The following is a 22,706-nucleotide window of genomic DNA, read 5'->3' as shown; positions in this document are numbered from 1 at the left end:
ATCGGCTCTTAGCTTTCTCCAAATTGCTTTGCAGTGTCATTGAGCCAATGCCAAAACGAACGGGCAAAACCGGAATATAAATAAAGATCATACGTCGGAAGCGCATCAACTTGGTGCAGTAAAACGCTTATTTGAGCTATTTGGGTTTGTGCACAAAAACCTGGTGACGCAACGGAAGGATGCAAATCTAATCTGCAACCTCGCGATAACAGATCACGCGCATATTTTCCTGAAATTCTAATGCATACACGGCTATCACTTTGTTCTGAAACATAACCATGTTCGATAATCTCTTGCGCAATCGAACGAGAGAAATTTGGCGCTTTTTCATTCTTTGAAATTAAAATCCATTGTCTTGGTGCGATTGGTAATGCTGTAAATCGGTCCGTCTCAGCTCCCATACCAGCGCTTGTTTGAAAGTTAAGTTTCTTACATAGCTCTGCCTCGTGCTCCTTTTTTGCAAATAGCTGAATGAGTGCAGGCAACCTACGAACAGAAATAGAAATATCTGCGTTGTCATAACCAATTTTATGCGTGGATATGACTTTGTGCAAAGGATGTGAGGTTGTCAGCTCAAACATGAAGTCGCTCTCCTTTGGCATCGAAAAAGTGCGGGGAACACACCTCAACAGCAGGCGCTTCACCATAAAGTGGGTTCACGGCATAGAGTGTTTTACCCTCATGTTCATCTAATCCACCTTTGACATATGCAAGTGCAATCCAACCGTTGATTGCGGGACTATCCGCAACTGATGTGACCCAGCCAAGATCTGTTTCGCTATTGGCTCCTTGTCTGTTTTCAAACAAATGCGCACCACCTCTTAGACGGGCGTTAGCGTCTTTCAATTTTAATCCAACCATTGTCGCTCGATCTTTGGCAATCATTCCTTCGCGTTGAGACAATGTCTTACCGATGAATTCTTTTTTGCTCGACATCATTTTGCCAAGTCCCATATCAGCCGCTGTTGTGCGGCCATCAAGTTCATTTCCAGCAACATGGCCTTTTTCAATGCGTAAGACGCTAAGAGCCTCGGTCCCATAAGGAACCAAACCATGCTCTTGGCCAGCGTCCCATATAGCGTTCCACATGTTTTCACCCGATGACCACGGGACATTTACTTCAAATGCGAGTTCTCCAGAAAAACTAATGCGGAAAATTCGAGCCGTAGTGCCGAGCCAATTAAATGTTCTAACACCCATAAAGGGCAGCGCATCATTGGATATATCTAATGCGTCACCGAACGCATCGGCGAGTATTTTTCGTGCATTGGGCCCGGCAACGGCAACACCACACCATTGTTCTGTTGCTGAACAAAAATGAATATCCAACTCCGGCCATAAGACTTGTGATGCATGTTCCATATGGGCAAGCACGCGTCCCGCATTGGCCGTTGTCGTTGTCATTAGGAAATGATCATCGGATAATCGGGAAGTTGTGCCATCATCAAATACATAGCCATCTTCGCGCAGCATCACACCATATCGTGCTTTTCCGGGTGCGAGCATTTTCCATCCGTTGATATATAATCTGTTTAAAAACTCCGCTGCATCTGTCCCAAATATTTCAATTTTCCCAAGCGTAGACACATCACAAATACCAGCTGTCTCTCGAACTAGTTTTGCCTCGCGGTAAATTGTAGCCATGATGTCTTCACCAGGCTTGGGATAATATTGAGGTCGTAGCCATTGACCAGCCTCAACAAATACCGCCCCTAGTTTTTCGCCACATTCATGCAATGCGGTTCGTCGCGTTGGCTGAAACTCTAAACCCCGTTCGCGACCGGCAAATGCTCCAATTGCGACGGGCGAATATGGTGGCCTAAATCTCGTGGTACCAACTTTTTCGATGGTTTCCCCACGTGCAGCAGCCAAAAGTGCAAGACCGTTTACGTTCGAAGTTTTACCTTGATCTGTCGCCATGCCAAGTGTTGTGTAACGTTTGGTATGTTCAACCGAGATAAATCCTTCCTGAGCAGAAAGAGCAATATCCTTTGCCGTCACATCATTTTGAAAATCAACAAAAGCTTTGCCAGTACCCGGGCAACGCCAAACTGAACTTATCGTATAAGGTTCGCCTTTTTCTGTTTTGGGTGGTTTTGTTACTGCAGTCTCAAAACCAAGCAATTCTGCAACATCTAGACCCGCTTTATGGCCCTCGATCAGGCATTCAGCTAACCCAAACGATCCATGTCCTGCCCCAACAGATCGCTCTGCTCTGATGGGTTTTGCAGGGACAAAACTTTGCAAGTCATTATTCCAAATTGGCGCTGCACCAGTTTGACTTGCCAGATGAACATCAGCTGAAAAGCCACCTGAAACAGCCACGCAATCACAATCAATCTTCTCAATGAACTCACCTGAAACAGATTGCACAGATAGGCTTGAAACTTGCTGCCAACCATGTGCTTTTTGCGGAATTGCACCCCTTAAAACGCGAACGCCCATGTCTTCAAGGTGCTGCATTTTCGCAGTCATATAGGTTCGTGCATCAATAATTGCGACAATCTCAACACCGAAGTTTTTGAGAACTTCCGCGGTGCGATATGCATCATCGTTATTGGTTGAAATAACAATGCGTTTTCCAGGGAGTGCAGCATAACGCTCGGCAAAAGCACTTGCTGCGGTGGATAATACTATGCCTGGCAGATCATTGTTATCAAACACCAAAGGGCGTTCTTGCGAGCCGCATGCCAAGATGACTTGCTTGGCGCGGATGGTCCAAAGTCGTTGCCGAGGTTGGTTTTGATCTGGTTTTAAAAGATGATCACTTACACGCTCTAACGCGGCCATTACATTGTGATCATAATAACCAAACACAACCGTCCTTGGCATAAATGTTACATTTTGGTGCGTGCGCAATTCCGCCAGAGTTTTTTGACACCATGAGATCGCTGAAACCCCATCAATCTGATCAAGTTCTGACGAAACCATGCCACCAATGTCTGATTGTTCTTCTGCAATGACAACGCGAGCACCAGAACTTGCTGCAGCTTTTGCCGCTGCTAGGCCTGAAGGTCCCGCGCCAACAATCAAGATGTCACAGTGCAAGTGAGCATGTTCATATGTATCGGGATCAGGTTCTGTCGCAGCCTTTCCTAATCCTGCAGATCTGCGAATAAATTTTTCGTACAGTGGCTCCCAAAATGAAGCAGGCCACATGAAAGTTTTATAGTAGAACCCGGCGGTTAAAAACGGGCTCAAAAGTTGATTGATGCTCTGAATATCGAATTTTAAAGATGGGAAACGATTTTGCGAGCGCGCTTCTAATCCATCGAAAATTTCGATCATTGTTGCACGAGTATTGGGTTCGCGATTGGTGCCAGTACGAAGTTCAACAATGGCATTTGGTTCCTCTGAACCAGCGGATAAACAACCCCGTGGACGATGATATTTAAATGATCGCCCCATAAGCTTAACACCATTTGCAATCAATGCAGATGCAAGTGTGTCACCCTCAAAACCATAATATGTTTTGCCATCAAATTTAAACGCAATTTTCTTGTCTCGATTAAGACGCACCCCGGCTTTTGAAGTTCGAAATCTATTGCTCATTTCATATTAGCCTTCGGTAAATCAAGATCATCTTGCGGGCTACCCGTTGAGTGAATTTCGTGAGTTAGAGTATTGCGAACAACCTTGATCCATTGTCGACATCCGCCAATATGGTGCCACCATTCTGTGTGCCAACCTCTGGGATTATCACGCATATAAACGTAATTGAAAAACTCATCCTGGCTAGCATCGGGTTCGGGTCGTTTCGCACTGGCGTCGCCCTGATATTGAAATTCAGCTTCGTCACGCTTCCCACACCAGGGGCAATTAATTTGATGCATATTTACCTCCTACTGTATCCACGGATTGGGGCCTACGCCCTTTTCATCAATCATTTTACCTTCGCGGAAACGTTCAATGGTGAACTTCTCATTGAGCTTATGTGGTTGATCTTTAGCTATCGTATGGGCAAAGCACCAACCCGATGCTGGCGTTGCTTTAAACCCGCCGTAACACCAACCTCCATTGAGATAGAGATGTTCAATTCCTGTTTTGCAGATGAATGGACTGCCATCAAAACTCATATCCATAATTCCACCCCAGTGACGCAAGAGGCGAACCCGACCAATAGCGGGCATAATTGCCATTCCACCGGCCATAACGTGCTCCATCATCGGCAGATTGCCGCGTTGTGCATAGGTGTTATACCCATCAAGATCACCGCCAAAAACCAACCCGCCTTTGTCTGATTGGCTGATGTAAAAATGCCCAGCGCCGAAGGTTACAACGGTATCAAGAAACGGCTTTATGCCTTCCGATACAAACGCCTGTAACACGTGACTTTCTATGGGAAGTTTGATGCCTGCCATCTTTGCCACTTGTGACGTGTGTCCAGCCACTGCCATGCCAATTTTATTCGCTTTAATTTGACCTTTAGAGGTTTCAACGCCAACGACTTTTCCACCCTCAACAATGATGTCCTTTACTTCGCAGTTTTGGATGATATCCACGCCGCGACTATCGGCACCACGGGCATACCCCCATGCAACAGCATCATGGCGAACGGTCCCGCCACGTTTTTGTAATAGGCCGCCTTTTATTGGAAATCGGGCATTGTCAAAATCAAGAATTGGTATTTGTTGACGTAATTGTTCAGGCGACAATAATTCAGCGTCAACACCAGCTAACCGCATGGCATTCCCTCGTCGGGCAAATGCATCACGTTGCGCATCTAGTTGATCTGTTAGTCGGATCGTGTAGTTTTTGTGTTTCGATGAAGAGGAATCCTAGTATTACGGGATTCCTCTTTTTAGTTCGTGACGAACTTTCTCTGTTTAGTATGATACGCTGGAATTAGACAAAGGGAATGTAGGTTGTTACGTCGTGGATTGAGCATTTTTGGTTGGGTCATCACAGCTATTTCAGCCGCACTTGTTATAGGGCTTGTCGCTCTAATGATCTACATAGACACTGAGATGGACCTCGTATGTGGACGTGACGGTGGATATTACCACAGCGGGGAATGCAAAGACTTGGGAAGTCTTGGACAAGTGTTCATCCTTGCGATTGGGTTCTTCCTGATACTGGCAGCGATCAGGCCAGCCATTCATTTTATAACGAAGCCCAGAAGCCGTTCTGTTCCAGAATGATCAATCGGATTTATTTGTTCACCTCTTCGATTCTAATTCGATCATAATCAACGATGGAATGGCTGTTGTTTCCCAAGCGTGAACCTGATCGATAAATGCCAATTCGAAGTGTGGGCCGACCACAATCAAAGACATTCTTAAACTCAGTCTTGGGAAGGATGACTTCATCATCGAACTTAATCTCTAGGCTATGTGATCTGCCTGTTTTGTAATAAGCGTCTACACGATGCCATTCATTATCAACCGGATCATCGAACATGGGATATGTAGACCAGACAGAGTTTGATGTTTGTGTTGCAAGATTGAACCCGAAGCGTGCAGACCCACCTTGTTTCTTTTGATAGCCGCCGAGCTTGGCCATTAATGGTACACGGCTCGTTGGACAGTCTTTGATCTGGAAGAATGTTTCGCTCATTCCATTGCTGTCGAAGCCTTGAACGAAACGAACATCGAAAGATATGTGGTAAGTCTTACCCGTGTTCTTAAATACACGACCAGCCCATTCAACACGTTCCGAGAATGGTTTGCCATACTTGGCACTGTGCTTCTTATCATTATCCGTGGGACAGCCACCGATGTCACCGTCGCGAAGCTGAAAGCGCACAAACCGTCGATCACCTTCTTCTATCCACTGTGTACTGTCCTTCCGTGGGTGTTTGCAATCCCGTTTACCCGACCAGTTCCAGTCAGTGTCAGTCTGTGATGCTGCAAAAGATGATGTAATCATCGTCCCTGTCAGGACCAGAACTAGGCATAGAAGTGAAAGAATGAGTGAATGTAAGCGCAAGCTGCCTCCGATAATTGACGTAATTCAAGTCATATTGTGTTGAATATAGAATCAATATATAACGTAATATGTTATAAAACACAATATATACAACATCGAGGTATATTCAAAATTCAAGGCAAATCACATCAACATGGGGGCTATTACACAGTAGATCGAGCACCCATTCATGCCACCCAAAGCCAAGCCCAGAGTTCAGAACGCAATTGCAGCCATTCGAAAAGAACGGGGTCTCACACAGTCAGAGTTCGCGGAAAGGGTCGGTACGTCCACCACGCACGTATCTCGGATCGAAACAGGGGATTCGTCACTTACACAAAGCATGATGACCAAGATAGCCACGGCACTGGATATAGAGCCGCAGGATTTGTTTATCACCTCGCCGAACGAGGGAGAGATTAATCTGGATATTCTTCATCATGTGGTCAAACAACTCGACGAGTGGCTCGAAGACAAAGGCTTCAGAATAAGCGCGGAAGACAGGGCGGACTTCACCATTGAACTTTACCGCCTTGAAGCTGATTGCATCAAAGCCGCAGACTTATCACCTGAGGATGTCAAAGTCGCCAAGTACGAGACTTTCCTCAAACGGTCTATGAAATAAACGAATACTCAGTAATGTGATCAAATCACAGCATGATCTATTGTTCAGCCAAATTAGAGGGACTGCTTTTTTCCATTAATTTCGGCGGCCTCGTACCTAGCCCAAACGTTTGAACCATCCCAACCAGCAGGCATTTTAGAAGTTAACTTCAAATTACGGAGTTTCTGATCCTCATCCTTTGTTAGAACTCCCACTCGATATGAAGCGAGAAGAACGTTTCGAACTTTGTCAAAGGTTGGGTCATCTATCTCAATAAGCAATTGTTGCAAAACTTTGACTGGCACCACATGCTCTTTTATCAAATCAGCACTTAGTTCACCATTTAAAACGGACCGCGCACCTTCAGATATGAAATGCATCTTTTCTAAAGCATCACGATCGGTTGCCGGATTTGGATTATTAAACCAACGTGGCTTGCCATTCCGATTCAAAAAAGGCTCCCCGTTGCAATATGCAAACCATTCATCCAGAAAAGTTCGCATAGGTACTGTCGGTGGTCTATGTAGAAGATAAGTTACAATATATGAGATGTTTACTTCAGCAGGAGATAAGTGCATTTAGTATTATCCAACAACCTTTAGAATAAAAACAAATTATTAGAGACTCAACACCTTAAACTCAAAACTCTGTGAATTGAGTTCAACTGTTTGATAAAAACGAGACATCAATTTTCTCAATAGCTGTTGCTCGATGTACCAAATGATGCCCTTTACCATATCTACCTGCCACATCTGACTGAGCATGTCCCGTAATCCGATCATTAAGCTCTTTAGAAACGCTATTTTCATCAAGAACATCTGACACCTCTTCGAGAGTAATTTCTCCACTTTCCAGCTTATCCTTCATCGTTTTTGTCAATCCGGCGTTACGCACTAAATCTTTAAAAGAACCTCTGAAGGAATGAATTACCTTCTGAGGATGTACAGTTATTTGATCGATGTATCGCGAAAGTTTTTTACTAGCATCATTTTGAGCCTTACCATCCTGATCTAGTGTATAACTAAAAATACGTCCGTCTCCACCCTCTTCAAACAGCGGCACAACTTGAGAATGGATAGGTATAAGTCGGCGGGAGGATTCATTTTTCACCAAGGCATCAGTGAGGTCAATATATGTAATGCCAAACTTATGTTTAACCTGCGACCATTTCAGTAACGCAATCTCATCAAGCCTTGCACCTTTGGTCGCCAATAACGTCAGAGCGAGTCTGTCTTCTTTAAGCATGTCCAGAGCGAATATATCAGCAAGCTCTTGCCAACTAAACGGTAGCCATGACTTAGAAGAAGAACCATATTCCTTTAGATCAAGTTGTACGAATGGGTTTAGCTCAATGTATCCTTTTCGCTCTGCCCAGCCCAACATTGCTGAGATACGAGATACGTTACCTCTGATCGTTTTATTTGCTCTGCCCTGAAGCGCCATCCATTCTGCATATTTATATGCATGGACTTTCTTCACATCTTCAATTTGCAACTCTTGATTTTCATCCACCACTTTGAGAAATTCTTTGAGTTTTGATAGTTTTGTAGTGCGTTCCTTGCGTGACTCCCTATGCAACATCTCAAGATGTTCGATATACTGAGGAATTAGCCGGCTAAATTTTAATTTTGGGTCTTTGTCGAGGCCAAAATGTTTGATGGTAAAGGCGTCTGTAGTGATGCAGGTATTCGGATCGGCTGATATTTGGGTTGTAAGTCTTGCAGCGGGATCGTACAAACGCGCCCTTGCCTTCAGATGTATATCATCGATCTCTTTTTAAAATTCTTTGTAAATCTCATTTGCAATCTGAACACTTCTAGTTTCGGCAAGCTTCTTGTCAGAAGTTCCAGTTGATCGTCGCACCTGTTTGCCTTTGGAATATATCCGAAGCTCTTCCGGTTTCGTCACAACAACGAACCATTTATTACCCTTTGAAGGTATCTGTATTAGCTTCGGAGGGTAGAATGTAGTGCCCAAAGTAGTGCCCATTTTAGTTCCCTGCGACTCGCTAACCTACTGAGAACTATAGATTTCAAGGGGTTAGGGTGTCAAATGGGGTGCCAATTATGATCATGGCGGAGAGGAAGGGATTCGAACCCTCGAGACGGTTCCCCGCCTACACACTTTCCAGGCGTGCGCCTTCGACCACTCGGCCACCTCTCCGTTTCTTATTGCATCTACTGATGATAAGAAAAACTTGAAACAAAGGAAAATCTGCTTCGAATTTGCGCGCAATATAACCATGGCCAACGTTTTAGCAAGGCAAATTTCGAGCGATTGAGCAAAGTTTGGTTTCTTTTACATTGCCCTTGGGATTGCTTTGACCCGTTACAAGACTTATGTGTGACTTCTTATATTTCATAAATAATGAAAGCCTGGATCATAACATGAGATTTATATCCCGCATATTTAGCCTCATTTTTCTCGCAATCGCTATTATCGCAGCTGTTGTAGATGCTCTGGAATCCGTCGGCTCCAGCGCGCTAAAGCTAACGCCGCTCGGGCAAACTTGGGCAAGCTTTAACGCAAATTCATTAGCCGCAACTGAAACACTGATCGTTGAAAATATTGGCGGCTTCATGTGGGACCCGATTATGGCGTGGGTGCTTCTTCAACCTACTATCGCCGTATTTTTGGCGCTTTCATTTGTGTTTTATACCTTAAGCTACAAACGCAAACGACCAGAAGATCGTTTCTTAGCCAGGTAATTGATCTCAAAAAGAAGGTATGACGGATATGTTGTTTCAAGATTTATTTTCGAAAAAAACTGAAATGCCGACACCTGAGACCGCCCTGAAAGGTCGAAACGAAGCTATCGCAACCTCGGCCACGCATTTTATAAATGGACGTCCTTTGAAAGGGCCTTGGAAAGAGGGACCAGAAGGCTTGGAAATTGCTTATTTTGGTATGGGCTGTTTTTGGGGTGTTGAACGCCTTTATTGGAATATTGAGGGTGTTTATGTCACAGCATCTGGCTATGCTGGCGGTTTGACACCTAATCCGACTTATGAAGAAACTGTAACGGGTAAAACCGGCCATACTGAAATCGTAATGGTGGTTTATGACCCTGCAAAAGTTTCATATGAAAGCTTACTTAAAACCTTTTGGGAAGAGCATGATCCAACGCAAGGCATGCGCCAGGGAAATGATGTTGGAACAACGTATAGATCTGCGATCTACACAACCTCAGCTGCGCAACTTGAAAAAGCCATTGAAAGCCGCAATACGTATCAAGGCAATCTTGAAAAAGCGGGCGTCACTCACAAGATCACGACAGAGATTGAGCCGCTTGATGTATTTTATTATGGCGAGGACTATCATCAGCAATATCTTGCGAAAAATCCCGGCGGTTATTGCGGTCTCAAAGGAACTGGCGTCGCCTGCGTTGGCTAACGCCAGATCGTTGTTTTAAACCGTTGAATTATAGGCTGCGATTGCCGCCATATTCACAATATCTGAATCTTTCGCACCCATGGATGCAATCTGAACAGATTTGTTTAATCCCACCAATAATGGGCCAATCAATGTTGACCCTCCAAGCTCCTCAAGCATTTTAGTGGATATCGATGCTGAATGAATAGCCGGCATTACTAAAACATTTGCAGGTCCTGAAAGCTTGCAAAATGAGTATTGGTCGCGAAGCTCTGGGTTTAACGCGATATCTGCTGCCATTTCGCCATCAAATTCAAAGTCAACTTTGCGCTCTTCCAAAACTTTTACCGCATTGCGCATTTTAAGTGATCGTTCGCCAACCGGTTGACCAAAGGTGGAATACGACAACATTGCAACGCGCGGTGTATAGCCCATACGTTTTGCAGTTCTGGCCGCTTCTTCAGCTATGTCGGCAAGCTCCTCAGATGTTGGCATGTCCGTCACAGATGTATCGGCAACAAACACAGTGCGCCCTCTTGATAACACCAGCGACACACCCACCACACGGTGGCCGGGACGGGTATCAATACAGCGGCGCACATCATTAAGCGCAGTTGCGTAGTTTCGCGTGATCCCTGTGACCATAGCATCTGCATCACCAAGCGCGACCATGCAGCTGGCAAAATGGTTACGATCCGTATTGATGAGGCGTTGACAATCGCGCAGCAAATAACCTTCTCGCTGCAGCCTTGAATAAAGGTAATCAGTATAGGCTTCTACTCGGCGAGAGAGGCGCGCATTGACGATTTCCAAATTTTCATGTTCCAGATCAATGCCAGCAATATTAGCCGTTTGGCGAATTTGCTCTTCACGGCCCAATAACATCGCTGTACCAAGCTCCTGATTGGCATAGGAAAGCGCTGCGCGCATTACTTTTTCTTCTTCGCCTTCGGCAAAGACCACACGACGCGGATGACGGCGCACACGATCAAAAATCTGCTGCAAAGATGACGCTATTGGATCTTTGCGTGCTGATAGTTGCTTACGATATTCGCTAAAGCTTTCAATTGGCTTTTGTGCAACGCCTGAATCCATCGCAGCCTTTGCCACCGCCAAAGGCACGTCTGAAATAAGACGCGGATCAAAAGGCACTGGGATAATATAGTTTGGTCCAAATTTTGGGCGCGATCCCTTGTATGCCGCTGCCACATCATCAGGCACTTCCTGGCGTGCGAGTGCGGCCAATGCATTCACGGCAGCAATTTTCATATCATCATTAATGGTGGTTGCGCGCACATCCAATGCGCCGCGGAAGATATAAGGAAACCCAAGTACGTTATTCACCTGATTTGGATAGTCAGATCGACCGGTTGCCATAATCGCATCATCGCGCACCTCGGCCACTTCTTCCGGTGTGATCTCTGGATCAGGGTTTGCCATCGCAAAAATGATCGGCTGCGGGGCCATTGAGCGCAGCATCTCGGTGGTGAGCGCACCTTTTACCGACAGGCCTAAAAATACATCTGCACCATCCATGGCTTCAGCCAATGTGCGCTTATCCGTCTTAATTGCATGGGCTGATTTCCATTGGTTCATACCCTTGGTGCGGCCTTGATAGATTACGCCTTTGGTATCGCACAAAGTAATATTTTGCGCCGGCACGCCCATGGCTTTAATTAATTCAATACAGGCAATTGCTGCAGCGCCGGCACCGTTACAAACGATTTTGATTTCTTTCTGATCCCGGCCCGTTAGATGCAACGCATTAATCAAGCCTGCTGCTGCGATGATAGCCGTTCCATGTTGATCATCATGAAAAACCGGGATGTCCATAATTTCGCGCAATCTTTGCTCGATGATAAAACACTCTGGCGCTTTGATATCTTCAAGATTAATCCCGCCAAAGCTTGGCCCAAGAAATTTCACGCAATTGATAAATTTGTCTGCATCTTCGGTATCAATTTCCAAATCAATAGAATCAACATCAGCAAATCGCTTAAACAAAACAGATTTGCCTTCCATGACAGGCTTAGAGGCAAGCGCACCTAAATTCCCCAAGCCAAGGATCGCGGTCCCATTTGAAATAACAGCAACCATGTTTCCGCGCGATGTATAATCAAAAGCGGTTTGCGGATCTTCAGAAATTGCTTTTACGGGCACTGCAACACCCGGAGAATAGGCCAGTGAAAGATCACGTTGCGATGACATTGGTTTCGTCGGTGTTATTTCAAGCTTTCCCGGGCGACCTTGTGAATGGAAATCGAGGGCTTCTTGATCGGTGACAGCAGTTGAACCGCGGTCTGATTTATCGGTAGCGGGCATTTTTCCTCCAGAAAATGCGGCTCGCATGCACGAGCCTGTGGTAAGTAGCTACTCGCGATGTGTTTTTGGTTGTTATTTCACCGTGCACGAGTAGGGTAGTGGAGAGTTTTAGATCGTATTTTTCATTCTGGCTATGTCCGATAGGATGGAAAACTTTATTTAATCGGTTAAATTGTGACAGAGCAGAGTATCAAAGAAAAACCACAGACACTTCCCGGGTCACTTTCCAGTGCGAAAGGTCGCGCAAAAGCCACGCCGATGATGGAGCAATTCATCGAGATCAAGGCTGCCAATCCAGATTCGATTTTGTTCTACCGGATGGGTGATTTCTACGAGTTGTTTTTTGATGATGCAATTGACGCTTCGCGCGCGCTTGGGATCACTTTAACAAAACGTGGTCAGCATATGGGACAAGATATCCCTATGTGCGGGGTACCGGTTCACGCGGCAGATGACTATTTGCAAAAACTCATCGCACTTGGATTTCGTGTCTCTGTTTGCGAACAATTAGAAGATCCAGCGGAAGCCAAAAAGCGCGGTTCCAAAGCGGTCGTCAAACGTGACGTCGTGCGGTTGGTGACGCCTGGAACAATTACAGAAGAAAAACTATTAGATCCATCACAGTCCAATTACTTGATGATGGTTTCGCGCGTGAAATCCGCAGAAGGCCAACAATTTGGTTTGGCATGGGTTGATATTTCCACCGGGCACTTTCGGGTGGCCAAATCAACACAAACGCGTCTGCTTGCTGATATTATGCGGGTTGAACCCAGTGAAATCGTTGTTTCAGAAACACTGTTTCAAGATGAAGATATGCGCGGGACATTCGATATTTTGGGTCGGGCAGTTGTTCCGCAATCAGCCGTTTTATTTGACAGCACCGTGGCTGAAGATCGTATTAAACTATATTATAATTTATCGGCACTAGATGGCAGAGGAAATTTTGAACGTGCTGAACTTTCAGCGATCGCCGCCGCTATTGCCTATATTGAAAAAACACAATTGAGCGAGCGCCCTGTTCTTGAATATCCTGAATATGATGGTGCTGGTCAAAGTCTGTTTATCGACCCGGCAACACGCACCAATTTAGAACTTATTCGAACACTATCAGGCGAGAAAAAAGGTAGCTTGTTAAAAACCATCGATCGAACGGTTACAGGTGGCGGCGGACGGTTATTATCAGAGCGCTTGATGTCACCACTAACCGATCAGCATTTGATCAATACACGGTTAGATGCCGTAAGTTGGTTTATGAACGACAGTTTATTATCTGATGACGTGCAGACAGCGCTTAAATCTGTCCCGGATATGCAACGCGCATTATCACGAATTTCTCTTAACCGTGGTGGCCCCCGTGATCTTGGTACGCTAAAAGGCGGATTATTAGCGGCGCGTGAAATTGCGGATTTGTTTAAAGACAAGCTGATGCCTGAAGAAATTGATGATGCTGTAAAACATCTTCTAAAATTACCCAGCGATCTCATCAATTTATTGAAAAATTCACTCATGGATGAACTACCTTTGTTAAAACGCGATGGTGGATTTATCAAAGAGGGTTGTCATACTGAACTTGATGAATTCCGGGCTCTTCGTGATCAGTCCCGACAAATTATAGCCCAGCTGCAGCTTAAATATGCGGAAGATACCGGTGTAAAAACGCTTAAAATCAAACACAATAATGTGTTGGGATATTTCATTGAAGTAACCGCACAATATGGTAATGCGCTGACGGATAATGATGAAGCAAAAGCGCAATATATTCATCGCCAATCTTTGGCCAATGCGATGCGATTTACTACAACGGAACTGGCCGATTTGGAGAGCAAGATTGCAAATGCAGCAGGTGAAGCCCTAAAGATCGAACTGCGATTATTTGACGAATTATCCGAACGGGCAGTGCATTACGCTTCGATCATTAAAAACGCAGCTGATGCGATTTCAATCATTGATGTCGCACAAGCCAATGCTGATCTTGCGCAAGAGCAAGGCTATTGCCGACCCGTTGTTGACCAATCAACAGAGTTTAAAATAATCGCTGGACGACACCCAGTGGTCGAGCAAGCGCTACGTAAACAGTCTGCAGATCCATTTGTGGCCAATGATTGCGAATTGTCACCGCCCAATAACGAGAAGAATGCCGCAATATGGCTACTTACTGGACCTAATATGGGCGGTAAATCGACCTTTCTTCGCCAGAATGCGTTAATCGCTATCATGGCGCAAATGGGGTCTTACGTACCAGCGGGTCAAGCCCATATTGGTGTCGTGGATCGCTTGTTCTCACGTGTTGGTGCATCTGACGATCTTGCGCGTGGGCGCTCAACATTTATGGTCGAGATGGTGGAAACCGCTGCTATCCTCAATCAAGCAACAGAGAAATCTTTGGTGATTTTGGATGAAATTGGACGCGGGACATCCACATTTGATGGCTTGTCAATTGCATGGGCTGCAGTTGAGCATTTGCACGAAATCAACAAATGCCGCGGTTTATTTGCCACGCATTTCCATGAACTTACTGCGCTATCGGAAAAACTTGCTCGTCTTTCAAGCGCAACAATGAAAGTTAAAGAATGGGACGGGGATGTCGTCTTCTTACACGAAGTTGGCCCTGGAACTGCTGATCGCTCTTATGGCATTCAAGTTGCTAAGCTTGCAGGATTGCCGGAAATTGTCGTAAACCGCGCACGAGATGTATTGACCCAGCTGGAAGAAAGCGACCGCCAAAATCCAGCTCAACAATTGGTCGATGATTTGCCACTATTTTCAGCCCATGCAGATGCGAACAATCTAAATTCGGCGGCAAAAGAGAGTGAAGTTGAGAATCTTTTGCAAAACATCAATCCTGATGATATGTCCCCACGCGAAGCTCTCGAAGCTCTTTACGACTTAAAGCGCAGTTTAGCCAAGAAAGAAAACTAATATGCCATCCATCGACGTTGTATGCATTGGAAATGCTATCGTGGACATTATCGCAAAATGTGATGACAAGTTCCTCAACGATAATGAGATCATCAAAGGTGCTATGAACCTGATTGATGCAGAACGTGCTGAACTTTTATATGAGCGTATGGGACCTGCGATTGAAACATCCGGTGGCAGTGCATGTAATACCGCAGCCGGCGTTGCAGGATTTGGTGCAAAAACTGCATTATTTGCAAAAATCTCAGATGACGAACTTGGAAAGATTTTTACGCATGATATTCGCGCCATCGGTACACATTTTGAAAGCACACCGCTTGATGGTGATCCACCAACAGCCCGTTCCATGGTTTTTGTAACGCCTGATGCCGAGCGTTCGATGAACACATATTTGGGTGCTTGTGTTGAAATTGGACCTGAAGATATCGACGAGAAAATTGTTGCTGATTCCAAAGTGACATATTTTGAAGGTTATTTATGGGATCCACCACGTGCAAAAGATGCGATCCAGCTAGCCGCTAAAATCGCCCATGAAAATGGCCGCATTGTTGCTGGGTCTTTGTCTGATTCATTCTGTGTTGATCGTTATCGCAGTGAATTTTTGGAGCTTTTAAGAACTGGTACTGTCGACATGATTTTTGCCAATGAAGATGAAGCAAAATCATTATATCAAACTGATAATTTTGATGAGGCGATCAAACAGCTTGGCGAAGACTGCAAACTTGCAACCGTCACCCGTGGATCAAAAGGTTCTGTTGTTGTCTCAGGCGGTGAGATGATCGAGGTTGCGATTGATAAAGTGGACAATATCGTCGATACATCAGGCGCAGGTGATTTATATGCCGCTGGTTTCTTATACGGCTATACACAAGGCAAAGACCTTAAATCTTGCGCACAGCTTGGCAATTTTGTAGCCGGCAAAATTATCCAGCAACTCGGTCCACGTTTGCAGGTCTCTGTTGCTGACCTTGCGAAAGAAGCAGGCCTTATCAGCTAAATCTAGAGCTTCAATCACCAATTAAAAAAGCCGGGCATGCCCGGCTTTTTTTCATAAAAATTCTAATCGTTTATTCTTCGTCAGAGTTTTGCTCTGCTTCAACGATCTTTGGACCGCCTTTTGCTACACCGACCATGGCTGGACGCAAAACTCGCGATCCAATGATGTATCCATCCTGTACAACCTGAACAACTGTGTTGTTTGGTGTTTCCTTGTCTGGAACTTCAAACATCGCTTGATGAAAATTAGGATCAAATTTCTTTTGCAATACATCAAGCTTTTTAACACCGTGACGTTCCATGGCAGACAACATTGAGCGCTCGGTCATCTCAACGCCTTCTAACAAGGTTTTAAGATTTTCATCGACACTGCCATCTTCCTGTTTGGGAGCAGCATCAATTGTGCGGCGTAAATTGTCTGACACACCCAACATATCACGCGCAAAGTTAGAAACAGAAAATGTTTTCGCATCGGCGATCTCGCGTTGCGTACGCTTGCGCAAATTTTGCATATCAGCAGCAACACGCAAAACATCTTCTTTTAATGTTTCGTTTTCAATTAGGAGCTTTTCAAGCACTTCGTGATCGCTTGGCTGATCATCAATTTCACCCACGTCATAATCGACTGGGATGTCAGCAACCTTGTCTTCAGCGTTGTTCAGTGCGTCGAGAATATCATTCAGATCATTATCTACGTCTTTTTGGTCTAGATTCTCGTCGGGTTTTTCCTGGCTCATATCGCAGAAATCTCACTCTCATTACTTAATTAGGAATTCCAGAGTGCATATCGATATATTTTAGAAAAAAATCAAGAGGAAGTCTTACTATTTTAAAAAATAGCGAGTTGTTCTCAATTTAAATTAAATATTGTCTCAATAATCCACAATATTGGTCATTTTCGCACCAGTATTAACTTATTTAATGACAATAGATGCAAAAATAATGGCACACATGTTGCAATGCAAAATCAGCGTGGTAGTTTGCGTCCGTTTACGAGGGCCGAATTTAGTTCAGTTTCAAGGATAGGCGGTAAGTATATGTACTATAAACTTTATGAGATGAACCATGCAGCGATTGCACCGGTTCGCGCATTTGCCGACGCCATGCGTTTTACATACGTAAATCCTGCCAATCCACTATCAAACACGCCTATGGGCCGCGCCATGAATGCAGGCTTTGAAGTTTTCGAACGTTCTACACGCCGCTACGGCAAGCCTGATTTTGGTATTGAAACCACCGAATTAGAATCCGGCGCGGTTGCTGTTGAGGAAAATGTCGTCTGGTCTAAGCCATTTTGTGATCTTATTCATTTCAAACGGGATCTTCCGAAAAATCATAAAGCACAATCAAAAATTTTGATTGTCGCGCCGATGTCTGGTCACTATGCCACTTTGCTACGCGGCACTGTTGAAACTTTATTGCCAAATGCCGAGATTTACATCACCGACTGGACCGATGCGCGTATTGTCCCCCAATCAAGCGGTACTTTTGATCTTGATGATTACGTTGATTATCTCATTGATATGTTCAACACCTTAGGTCCTGATACACATGTGATGGCTGTTTGCCAGCCGTCTGTTCCTGTTCTTGCAGCAATTTCATTGATGGAAAGCAGAAAAGAAAAAAACATCCCGCGTTCCATGACATTGATGGGCGGACCAATTGATACACGCGTAAATCCAACTGCGGTAAATGAACTGGCTGAATCAAAACCACTATCTTGGTTCAAAGATAACGTGATCATGACTGTGCCTTGGCCGCTGAAAGGTGTCGGACGCCGTGTTTATCCTGGCTTCCTGCAATTATCAGGTTTTATGTCTATGAACCTCGACAAGCACATGGAAGCGCAGCAAGGTTTTTTCCTCAACCTTGTCAAAGGCGACGGTGAAACGGCGGAAAAACATCGTGACTTTTATGATGAATATCTTGCGGTGATGGATTTAACGGAAGAGTTTTATCTTCAAACGGTTGAAACCGTATTCATCAAACATTCGCTCCCGAAAGGCGAGATGATGCATCGCGGTGAATTGATTGATACATCAGCGATCAAAACATGCGCGCTTTTGACGGTTGAAGGTGAAAACGATGATATTTCTGGGGTTGGCCAAACAGAGGCTGCTCAGAAAATTTGCCCTAATATTCCAAAGGCCAAACGCAAACATTATGTGCAACCTAATGTTGGTCATTATGGTGTGTTTAACGGCTCAAGATTCCGCGCAGAAATTGCTCCAATGATTTTGGATTTCATCGGTAATTTGGATAAGAAAAGCGCTTAAGCTTCAAATTTCTTGGATTTCATGATTTTTGCCTAAGTAACTGAATTTCGTTCGATTTCTGATCTTTTTCAGTGTGAAACTGATTAAAATCACTGAAATTTTGTTCAATTTATCTTGAAATAACATAAAATTCTCACCACATCTTTTGCAGTAAGAGAACAATATTTGTGCTCTAAAGCTGATGAGGATTACCAAGAAATGACACAGTCTGCCTTAATTCGACCTGCATGGACGCCTGCAACGATTGCGTTAATGGTGTTGGGCTTTATGGTCTTTTGGCCATTGGGTCTTGCAATGCTTGCTTATATTTTGTGGGGCGATCGGCTAAACGAATTTAAAACCGAGGTTAATCACGCAACTGATGGTTTTTTCAAATCTTGTCGCCGTTCAACCAATAATTACTATGGTCGTTCGGGTGCGCATTGTCGCTCAGGCAATGTTGCCTTTGATGAATGGCGTGAGCAGGAGCTTGACCGCCTAGATGAAGAACGTCGTAAACTAGATGCCATGCGTGAAGAATTTGATGCACATATGCGAGACTTGCGCCGCGCTCGTGACCGCGAAGAGTTTGATGCCTTTATGAAAAGCCGCAAGCAGTCTGAAGAGAAATCGAAGAAGAAAAGTTCGGTTCCGAAGACTACCAAGTAGTTTTATTAAGTAATGTCCTTTAACGGCGCTTCACAGCGCCGTTTTTTCATGCGTGAAAGTATTTTTCGAAACAAAAGCGAATCAGATAAAATAACAATATGTTTTCATTTGCAAAAAAGAGACCAGCACCATTAGCAACCAGTCGAATGCTGGAAGTGGGTGATCGTGTCTTGCCGTTGAAAATAAAACCCAACAAACGCGCGAAACGTATTACGCTTCGTATCGATCCAGGTGGTCGCGGCCTAAGTTTAACTGTTCCGCCACATTTGGACGAAAATGAAATTTCTGAATTTCTCGACAAATATCACGGCTGGATCCTAACGAAGCTTGCCAAATTCCCGAAGGAAAGTGGTCTTAGCGAGGGAGATACCATTCCCATTCGCGGAATTGATCACATTATCGAGCGTACCGGTGAAATTCGCGGTATAACTGAAACCGTAAGCGTAGATGATAGGCATATCCTGCGAGTTTCTGGCGGTGAGGAACATTTACGGAGACGAATTTCTGATTTCTTGAAGAAGGAAGCGCGACAAGACTTAGAAAAGTTCTCAAGCTATCACGCAGAGAAACTTGGAAAACCTTACAAATCCATCACATTGCGCGATACACGCAGCCGTTGGGGTTCCTGTTCATCAGATGGTAAATTGTCCTATTCCTGGCGCATCATCATGGCGCCCTCTTATGTTTTGGACTATCTGACAGCCCATGAAGTATCGCATTTGGTTGAGATGAACCACGAACCGCAATTTTGGCAATTATGCGAAAGTTTGTGCCCACATATGCATGAAGGTAAAAAGTGGCTCAAGAAAAATGGCAGCTTATTGCACGCAATCGATTTTAACTGACAAAATGCGGCGTGATAATGCGAGCTAATTGCCGCAATTTCATCAAAACTCTCGACTCTGAGCTAAATTCATGGCACTTGCGAAACTATGACTATGTTGATCAAAACTTGCGGCTTGAAAACAGCTGATATGGTGGCCCATTCTACACAGAATGGTGCACATCAGATTGGTTTTATTTTCTTTGAGAAAAGCCCGCGGCATGTATCGCCACAAGAGGCAGCACAAGCAGCTGCTCCAGCGCGTGGAAAATCCCAAATCGTTGCCGTTAGTGTTAATGCAAGTGATGAAGATCTAGATGAAATCAATAATGTTCTTAAACCTGACATAATGCAACTGCATGGTTCTGAAACACCTGCGCGCGTTCGAGAGGTCAAGGCACGATATAACCTACCTGTCATGAAGGCATTTTCTATTCGCGATGCGGATGATCTGGAAAAGATCAAAGCTTATATCGGTGTCGCCGATCGTTTATTATTTGACGCCAAAGCACCGAAAGGTTCCGAGCTACCTGGAGGCAATGGTGTTTCCTTCGATTGGAGCTTATTAGAAAGCTTAGATGAAAGTGTTGAATATATGTTATCAGGTGGGCTAAATGCTCAAAATGTGTGTGAAGGAATAAGCAACACACATGCAATTGGAATGGATGTCTCTTCGGGGATAGAAATAAAACCGGGCGTAAAAGATAAAAAATTGATGGATGGCTTTTTTGACGCTATCAAATCATGTTCGTAATTTGGATCCTAGGAGAAACGCGTGAACCAACAATCATTACCTAACTCACTCAGGGAAGGCCCTGACGAAGATGGGCGCTTTGGCATTTATGGTGGGCGCTTTGTCGCTGAAACACTCATGCCACTTATTCTGGATTTGCAAGAGCATTGGGATTTTGCAAAAACGGATGCGTCTTTTAAACAAGAGTTGGAAGCGCTGAATACACATTATACTGGGCGTCCGAGCCCACTCTATTTTGCTGAACGGTTAACCGAAGAACTTGGTGGCGCGAAAATCTATTTCAAACGCGATGAGCTCAATCACACTGGTTCTCACAAGATCAATAACTGCCTTGGGCAGATTTTGCTCGCCAAGCGTATGGGTAAAAAACGCATTATCGCTGAAACTGGTGCTGGGCAGCACGGTGTAGCATCAGCAACCGTTGCAGCGCGTTTTGGTTTGCCTTGCGTTGTTTACATGGGTGCAACCGATGTTGAACGTCAGGCACCAAATGTATTTCGTATGAAACTATTGGGCGCAGAAGTTATTCCGGTCACTGCCGGTAATGGCACGCTCAAGGACGCGATGAACGAAGCCTTGCGCGATTGGGTGACCAATGTTGAAGATACTTATTATATCATTGGTACCGCCGCAGGCCCGCATCCTTATCCAGAAATGGTGCGTGACTTCCAATCTGTGATTGGTCAGGAAACACGCGAACAAATGATCGCACTTGAAGGTCGTGTGCCCGACATGCTTGTTGCAGCCGTCGGTGGCGGTTCGAACGCGATTGGTCTCTTCCACCCATTCCTTGATGACAAAGATATCGAAATCGTTGGCGTTGAAGCTGGTGGTAAGGGTCTTGATACAGACGAGCATTGTGCATCACTAACTGCAGGTAACCCTGGGGTCCTTCACGGCAACAGAACATATCTGCTGCAAGATAATGATGGCCAGATTGAAGAAGGTCACTCGATCTCTGCCGGTCTTGATTATCCGGGTATTGGCCCTGAACATTCATGGCTTAAAGATACCGGTCGTGTTGAATATGTGCCAATCATGGACCATGAAGCCTTGGAAGCATTCCAGCTTCTCACACGTATTGAAGGTATCATTCCGGCACTTGAGCCAAGCCATGCTTTGGCGGAAGTGATGAAACGCGCACCAAAAATGGATAAAGACAAAATCATCGTGATGAACCTATGTGGACGCGGCGATAAAGACGTCTTCACCGTGGGTAAGCATTTGGGTGTGGAGCTATAAAAATGACAGCACGTATGGATAAACGCTTTGCGGATTTAAAAGCGCAAAACCGCCCTGCACTTGTGACATATTTCATGGGTGGCGATCCTGATTTTGACAGCTCTGTTGGCATTATGAAGGCGCTTGCGCAATCAGGTGCAGATGTTATCGAACTCGGCATGCCATTTTCAGATCCAATGGCCGATGGTCCAGCTATTCAGATGGCTGCGCGCAGATCGCTAAAAGGTGGTCAAACTTTGCAGAAGACTTTGGATATTGCCAAGGAATTTCGCAAGGACGATCAAGATACGCCGATTGTTTTGATGGGTTATTATAATCCTATCTATATTTATGGCGTCGACAGGTTTTTAGATGCCGCGCTTGATGCTGGCATTGATGGCTTGATCGTTGTTGATCTGCCGCCAGAAATGGATGATGAATTGTGCATTCCAGCGCTAGACAAAGGCATCAATTTCATTCGCCTTGCAACGCCAACAACAGACGATAAACGATTGCCAACTGTGCTCAACAACACATCAGGTTTTGTTTATTATGTGTCGATGAACGGTATTACCGGATCATCACTTACTGAAACGGCAAATGTGACCGATGCGGTGAAACGCATTAAATCGCATACCGAATTGCCAATTTGTGTCGGCTTTGGTGTGAAAACTGCAGAACAAGCACAAGTGATTGGTGCGGACGCTGACGGTGTCGTCGTTGGTTCTGCGATTGTCAGCCAGATAGCAGATTCATTGGATGAAAATGGTGCGGCAACAGCTGATACAGTGACAAATGTTTCAACGCTGATTAAAGAGCTTGCACAGGGTGTTGCAAACGCACGTATTGAAAAAGTCTCATAAA

General features: G+C 44.8%; 20 protein-coding genes, 1 tRNA gene and 1 pseudogene. 11 read left to right on the top strand and 11 right to left on the bottom strand.

Features of this window, described 5'->3' with window-relative positions; translation table 11 throughout:
• Positions 1-8: 8 nt before the first annotated feature.
• The 5 genes and pseudogenes from ACZ1GZ_RS03310 to ACZ1GZ_RS03290 form a co-directional block, all read right to left on the bottom strand.
• A complete protein-coding gene (locus tag ACZ1GZ_RS03310; protein ID WP_472667005.1) occupies positions 9-581 on the bottom strand; it encodes a sarcosine oxidase subunit gamma in 573 nt (190 codons plus the stop codon).
• On the bottom strand, positions 574-3,552 hold the full coding sequence (locus ACZ1GZ_RS03305) for a sarcosine oxidase subunit alpha family protein (RefSeq protein ID WP_472667004.1): 2,979 nt from the start codon (positions 3,550-3,552) through the stop codon (positions 574-576). The genes ACZ1GZ_RS03310 and ACZ1GZ_RS03305 overlap by 8 nt, the downstream gene beginning before the upstream one ends.
• A complete protein-coding gene (locus ACZ1GZ_RS03300; RefSeq protein ID WP_472667002.1) occupies positions 3,549-3,833 on the bottom strand; it encodes a sarcosine oxidase subunit delta in 285 nt (94 codons plus the stop codon). The genes ACZ1GZ_RS03305 and ACZ1GZ_RS03300 overlap by 4 nt, the downstream gene beginning before the upstream one ends.
• A gap of 9 nt (positions 3,834-3,842) precedes the next feature.
• Positions 3,843-4,724 (bottom strand): annotated as a pseudogene (locus ACZ1GZ_RS03295) (FAD-dependent oxidoreductase); the annotation flags it as partial.
• A gap of 427 nt (positions 4,725-5,151) precedes the next feature.
• Complete coding sequence (locus ACZ1GZ_RS03290) at positions 5,152-5,868, bottom strand: hypothetical protein (protein ID WP_472667001.1); 717 nt, start codon at positions 5,866-5,868, stop codon at positions 5,152-5,154.
• Between the two features lie 229 nt (positions 5,869-6,097).
• On the opposite strand from ACZ1GZ_RS03290, the gene ACZ1GZ_RS03285 reads away from it, so the two are divergent.
• Complete coding sequence (locus tag ACZ1GZ_RS03285; protein WP_472667000.1) at positions 6,098-6,532, top strand: helix-turn-helix domain-containing protein; 435 nt, start codon at positions 6,098-6,100, stop codon at positions 6,530-6,532.
• 53 nt (positions 6,533-6,585) lie between these two features.
• On the opposite strand, the gene ACZ1GZ_RS03280 is transcribed toward ACZ1GZ_RS03285, so the two are convergent.
• The 4 genes from ACZ1GZ_RS03280 to ACZ1GZ_RS03265 form a co-directional block, all read right to left on the bottom strand.
• On the bottom strand, positions 6,586-7,089 hold the full coding sequence (locus ACZ1GZ_RS03280) for a hypothetical protein (protein ID WP_472666998.1): 504 nt from the start codon (positions 7,087-7,089) through the stop codon (positions 6,586-6,588).
• Between the two features lie 82 nt (positions 7,090-7,171).
• The gene (locus ACZ1GZ_RS03275) at positions 7,172-8,248 is read right to left on the bottom strand and encodes a phage integrase SAM-like domain-containing protein (protein ID WP_472666997.1); all 1,077 of its coding nucleotides are present in this window, start codon (positions 8,246-8,248) and stop codon (positions 7,172-7,174) included.
• Positions 8,249-8,287: 39 nt separating this feature from the next.
• Positions 8,288-8,500, bottom strand: coding sequence for a DUF6538 domain-containing protein (locus ACZ1GZ_RS03270; protein ID WP_472666996.1), 213 nt, complete (start codon positions 8,498-8,500; stop codon positions 8,288-8,290).
• A gap of 84 nt (positions 8,501-8,584) precedes the next feature.
• Positions 8,585-8,674, bottom strand: a tRNA-Ser gene (locus tag ACZ1GZ_RS03265).
• A 224-nt stretch (positions 8,675-8,898) separates the two neighbouring features.
• Here ACZ1GZ_RS03265 and ACZ1GZ_RS03260 point away from each other — a divergent pair.
• Positions 8,899-9,219 carry a hypothetical protein gene (locus tag ACZ1GZ_RS03260; RefSeq protein ID WP_472666995.1) on the top strand — a complete coding sequence of 107 codons (321 nt, stop codon included), beginning with the start codon at positions 8,899-8,901 and terminating at the stop codon, positions 9,217-9,219.
• A 28-nt stretch (positions 9,220-9,247) separates the two neighbouring features.
• A complete protein-coding gene (msrA, locus tag ACZ1GZ_RS03255) occupies positions 9,248-9,904 on the top strand; it encodes a peptide-methionine (S)-S-oxide reductase MsrA (RefSeq protein WP_472666994.1) in 657 nt (218 codons plus the stop codon).
• Positions 9,905-9,919: 15 nt separating this feature from the next.
• On the opposite strand, the gene ACZ1GZ_RS03250 is transcribed toward msrA, so the two are convergent.
• A complete protein-coding gene (locus ACZ1GZ_RS03250) occupies positions 9,920-12,205 on the bottom strand; it encodes an NADP-dependent malic enzyme (protein ID WP_472666993.1) in 2,286 nt (761 codons plus the stop codon).
• 258 nt (positions 12,206-12,463) lie between these two features.
• On the opposite strand from ACZ1GZ_RS03250, the gene mutS reads away from it, so the two are divergent.
• Positions 12,464-15,124, top strand: a complete 2,661-nt coding sequence (gene mutS, locus ACZ1GZ_RS03245; protein WP_472668219.1) for a DNA mismatch repair protein MutS — start codon at positions 12,464-12,466, stop codon at positions 15,122-15,124.
• 1 nt (position 15,125) lies between these two features.
• On the top strand, positions 15,126-16,121 hold the full coding sequence (locus ACZ1GZ_RS03240) for an adenosine kinase (RefSeq protein ID WP_472666992.1): 996 nt from the start codon (positions 15,126-15,128) through the stop codon (positions 16,119-16,121).
• A gap of 70 nt (positions 16,122-16,191) precedes the next feature.
• Here ACZ1GZ_RS03240 and grpE read toward each other — a convergent pair whose 3' ends face one another.
• On the bottom strand, positions 16,192-16,857 hold the full coding sequence (grpE, locus tag ACZ1GZ_RS03235) for a nucleotide exchange factor GrpE (protein ID WP_472666991.1): 666 nt from the start codon (positions 16,855-16,857) through the stop codon (positions 16,192-16,194).
• A 300-nt stretch (positions 16,858-17,157) separates the two neighbouring features.
• On the opposite strand from grpE, the gene ACZ1GZ_RS03230 reads away from it, so the two are divergent.
• From ACZ1GZ_RS03230 to trpA, 6 genes are all read left to right on the top strand, one after another.
• Positions 17,158-18,396, top strand: a complete 1,239-nt coding sequence (locus ACZ1GZ_RS03230) for a polyhydroxyalkanoate depolymerase (protein ID WP_472666990.1) — start codon at positions 17,158-17,160, stop codon at positions 18,394-18,396.
• Positions 18,397-18,594: 198 nt separating this feature from the next.
• On the top strand, positions 18,595-19,044 hold the full coding sequence (locus ACZ1GZ_RS03225) for a DUF2852 domain-containing protein (protein ID WP_472666989.1): 450 nt from the start codon (positions 18,595-18,597) through the stop codon (positions 19,042-19,044).
• A 98-nt stretch (positions 19,045-19,142) separates the two neighbouring features.
• Positions 19,143-19,889 (top strand): M48 family metallopeptidase, encoded by a 747-nt coding sequence (locus ACZ1GZ_RS03220; RefSeq protein WP_472666988.1) that lies wholly within the window; start codon positions 19,143-19,145, stop codon positions 19,887-19,889.
• Between the two features lie 87 nt (positions 19,890-19,976).
• On the top strand, positions 19,977-20,621 hold the full coding sequence (locus ACZ1GZ_RS03215) for a phosphoribosylanthranilate isomerase (RefSeq protein WP_472666987.1): 645 nt from the start codon (positions 19,977-19,979) through the stop codon (positions 20,619-20,621).
• A 21-nt stretch (positions 20,622-20,642) separates the two neighbouring features.
• On the top strand, positions 20,643-21,863 hold the full coding sequence (gene trpB / locus ACZ1GZ_RS03210) for a tryptophan synthase subunit beta (RefSeq protein WP_472666986.1): 1,221 nt from the start codon (positions 20,643-20,645) through the stop codon (positions 21,861-21,863).
• 2 nt (positions 21,864-21,865) lie between these two features.
• The gene (gene trpA, locus ACZ1GZ_RS03205; RefSeq protein ID WP_472666985.1) at positions 21,866-22,705 is read left to right on the top strand and encodes a tryptophan synthase subunit alpha; all 840 of its coding nucleotides are present in this window, start codon (positions 21,866-21,868) and stop codon (positions 22,703-22,705) included.
• Position 22,706 lies beyond the last annotated feature (1 nt).

Source organism: Lentilitoribacter sp. JB5-8 (assembly GCF_055693385.1).
The sequence above is the reverse complement of the archived record's forward strand: the minus strand, read 5'-3'. Positions and strand labels throughout refer to the sequence as shown.

Coding starts and splice junctions, on each gene's coding strand:
- ACZ1GZ_RS03310 (WP_472667005.1), bottom strand. CDS start 581: ATGTTTGAGCTGACAACCTCACATCCTTTGCACAAAGTCATATCCACG.
- ACZ1GZ_RS03305 (WP_472667004.1), bottom strand. CDS start 3,552: ATGAGCAATAGATTTCGAACTTCAAAAGCCGGGGTGCGTCTTAATCGA.
- ACZ1GZ_RS03300 (WP_472667002.1), bottom strand. CDS start 3,833: ATGCATCAAATTAATTGCCCCTGGTGTGGGAAGCGTGACGAAGCTGAA.
- ACZ1GZ_RS03290 (WP_472667001.1), bottom strand. CDS start 5,868: ATGATTACATCATCTTTTGCAGCATCACAGACTGACACTGACTGGAAC.
- ACZ1GZ_RS03285 (WP_472667000.1), top strand. CDS start 6,098: ATGCCACCCAAAGCCAAGCCCAGAGTTCAGAACGCAATTGCAGCCATT.
- ACZ1GZ_RS03280 (WP_472666998.1), bottom strand. CDS start 7,089: ATGCACTTATCTCCTGCTGAAGTAAACATCTCATATATTGTAACTTAT.
- ACZ1GZ_RS03270 (WP_472666996.1), bottom strand. CDS start 8,500: ATGGGCACTACTTTGGGCACTACATTCTACCCTCCGAAGCTAATACAG.
- ACZ1GZ_RS03260 (WP_472666995.1), top strand. CDS start 8,899: ATGAGATTTATATCCCGCATATTTAGCCTCATTTTTCTCGCAATCGCT.
- msrA (WP_472666994.1), top strand. CDS start 9,248: ATGTTGTTTCAAGATTTATTTTCGAAAAAAACTGAAATGCCGACACCT.
- ACZ1GZ_RS03250 (WP_472666993.1), bottom strand. CDS start 12,205: ATGCCCGCTACCGATAAATCAGACCGCGGTTCAACTGCTGTCACCGAT.
- mutS (WP_472668219.1), top strand. CDS start 12,464: ATGATGGAGCAATTCATCGAGATCAAGGCTGCCAATCCAGATTCGATT.
- ACZ1GZ_RS03240 (WP_472666992.1), top strand. CDS start 15,126: ATGCCATCCATCGACGTTGTATGCATTGGAAATGCTATCGTGGACATT.
- grpE (WP_472666991.1), bottom strand. CDS start 16,857: ATGAGCCAGGAAAAACCCGACGAGAATCTAGACCAAAAAGACGTAGAT.
- ACZ1GZ_RS03230 (WP_472666990.1), top strand. CDS start 17,158: ATGTACTATAAACTTTATGAGATGAACCATGCAGCGATTGCACCGGTT.
- ACZ1GZ_RS03225 (WP_472666989.1), top strand. CDS start 18,595: ATGACACAGTCTGCCTTAATTCGACCTGCATGGACGCCTGCAACGATT.
- ACZ1GZ_RS03220 (WP_472666988.1), top strand. CDS start 19,143: ATGTTTTCATTTGCAAAAAAGAGACCAGCACCATTAGCAACCAGTCGA.
- ACZ1GZ_RS03215 (WP_472666987.1), top strand. CDS start 19,977: ATGACTATGTTGATCAAAACTTGCGGCTTGAAAACAGCTGATATGGTG.
- trpA (WP_472666985.1), top strand. CDS start 21,866: ATGACAGCACGTATGGATAAACGCTTTGCGGATTTAAAAGCGCAAAAC.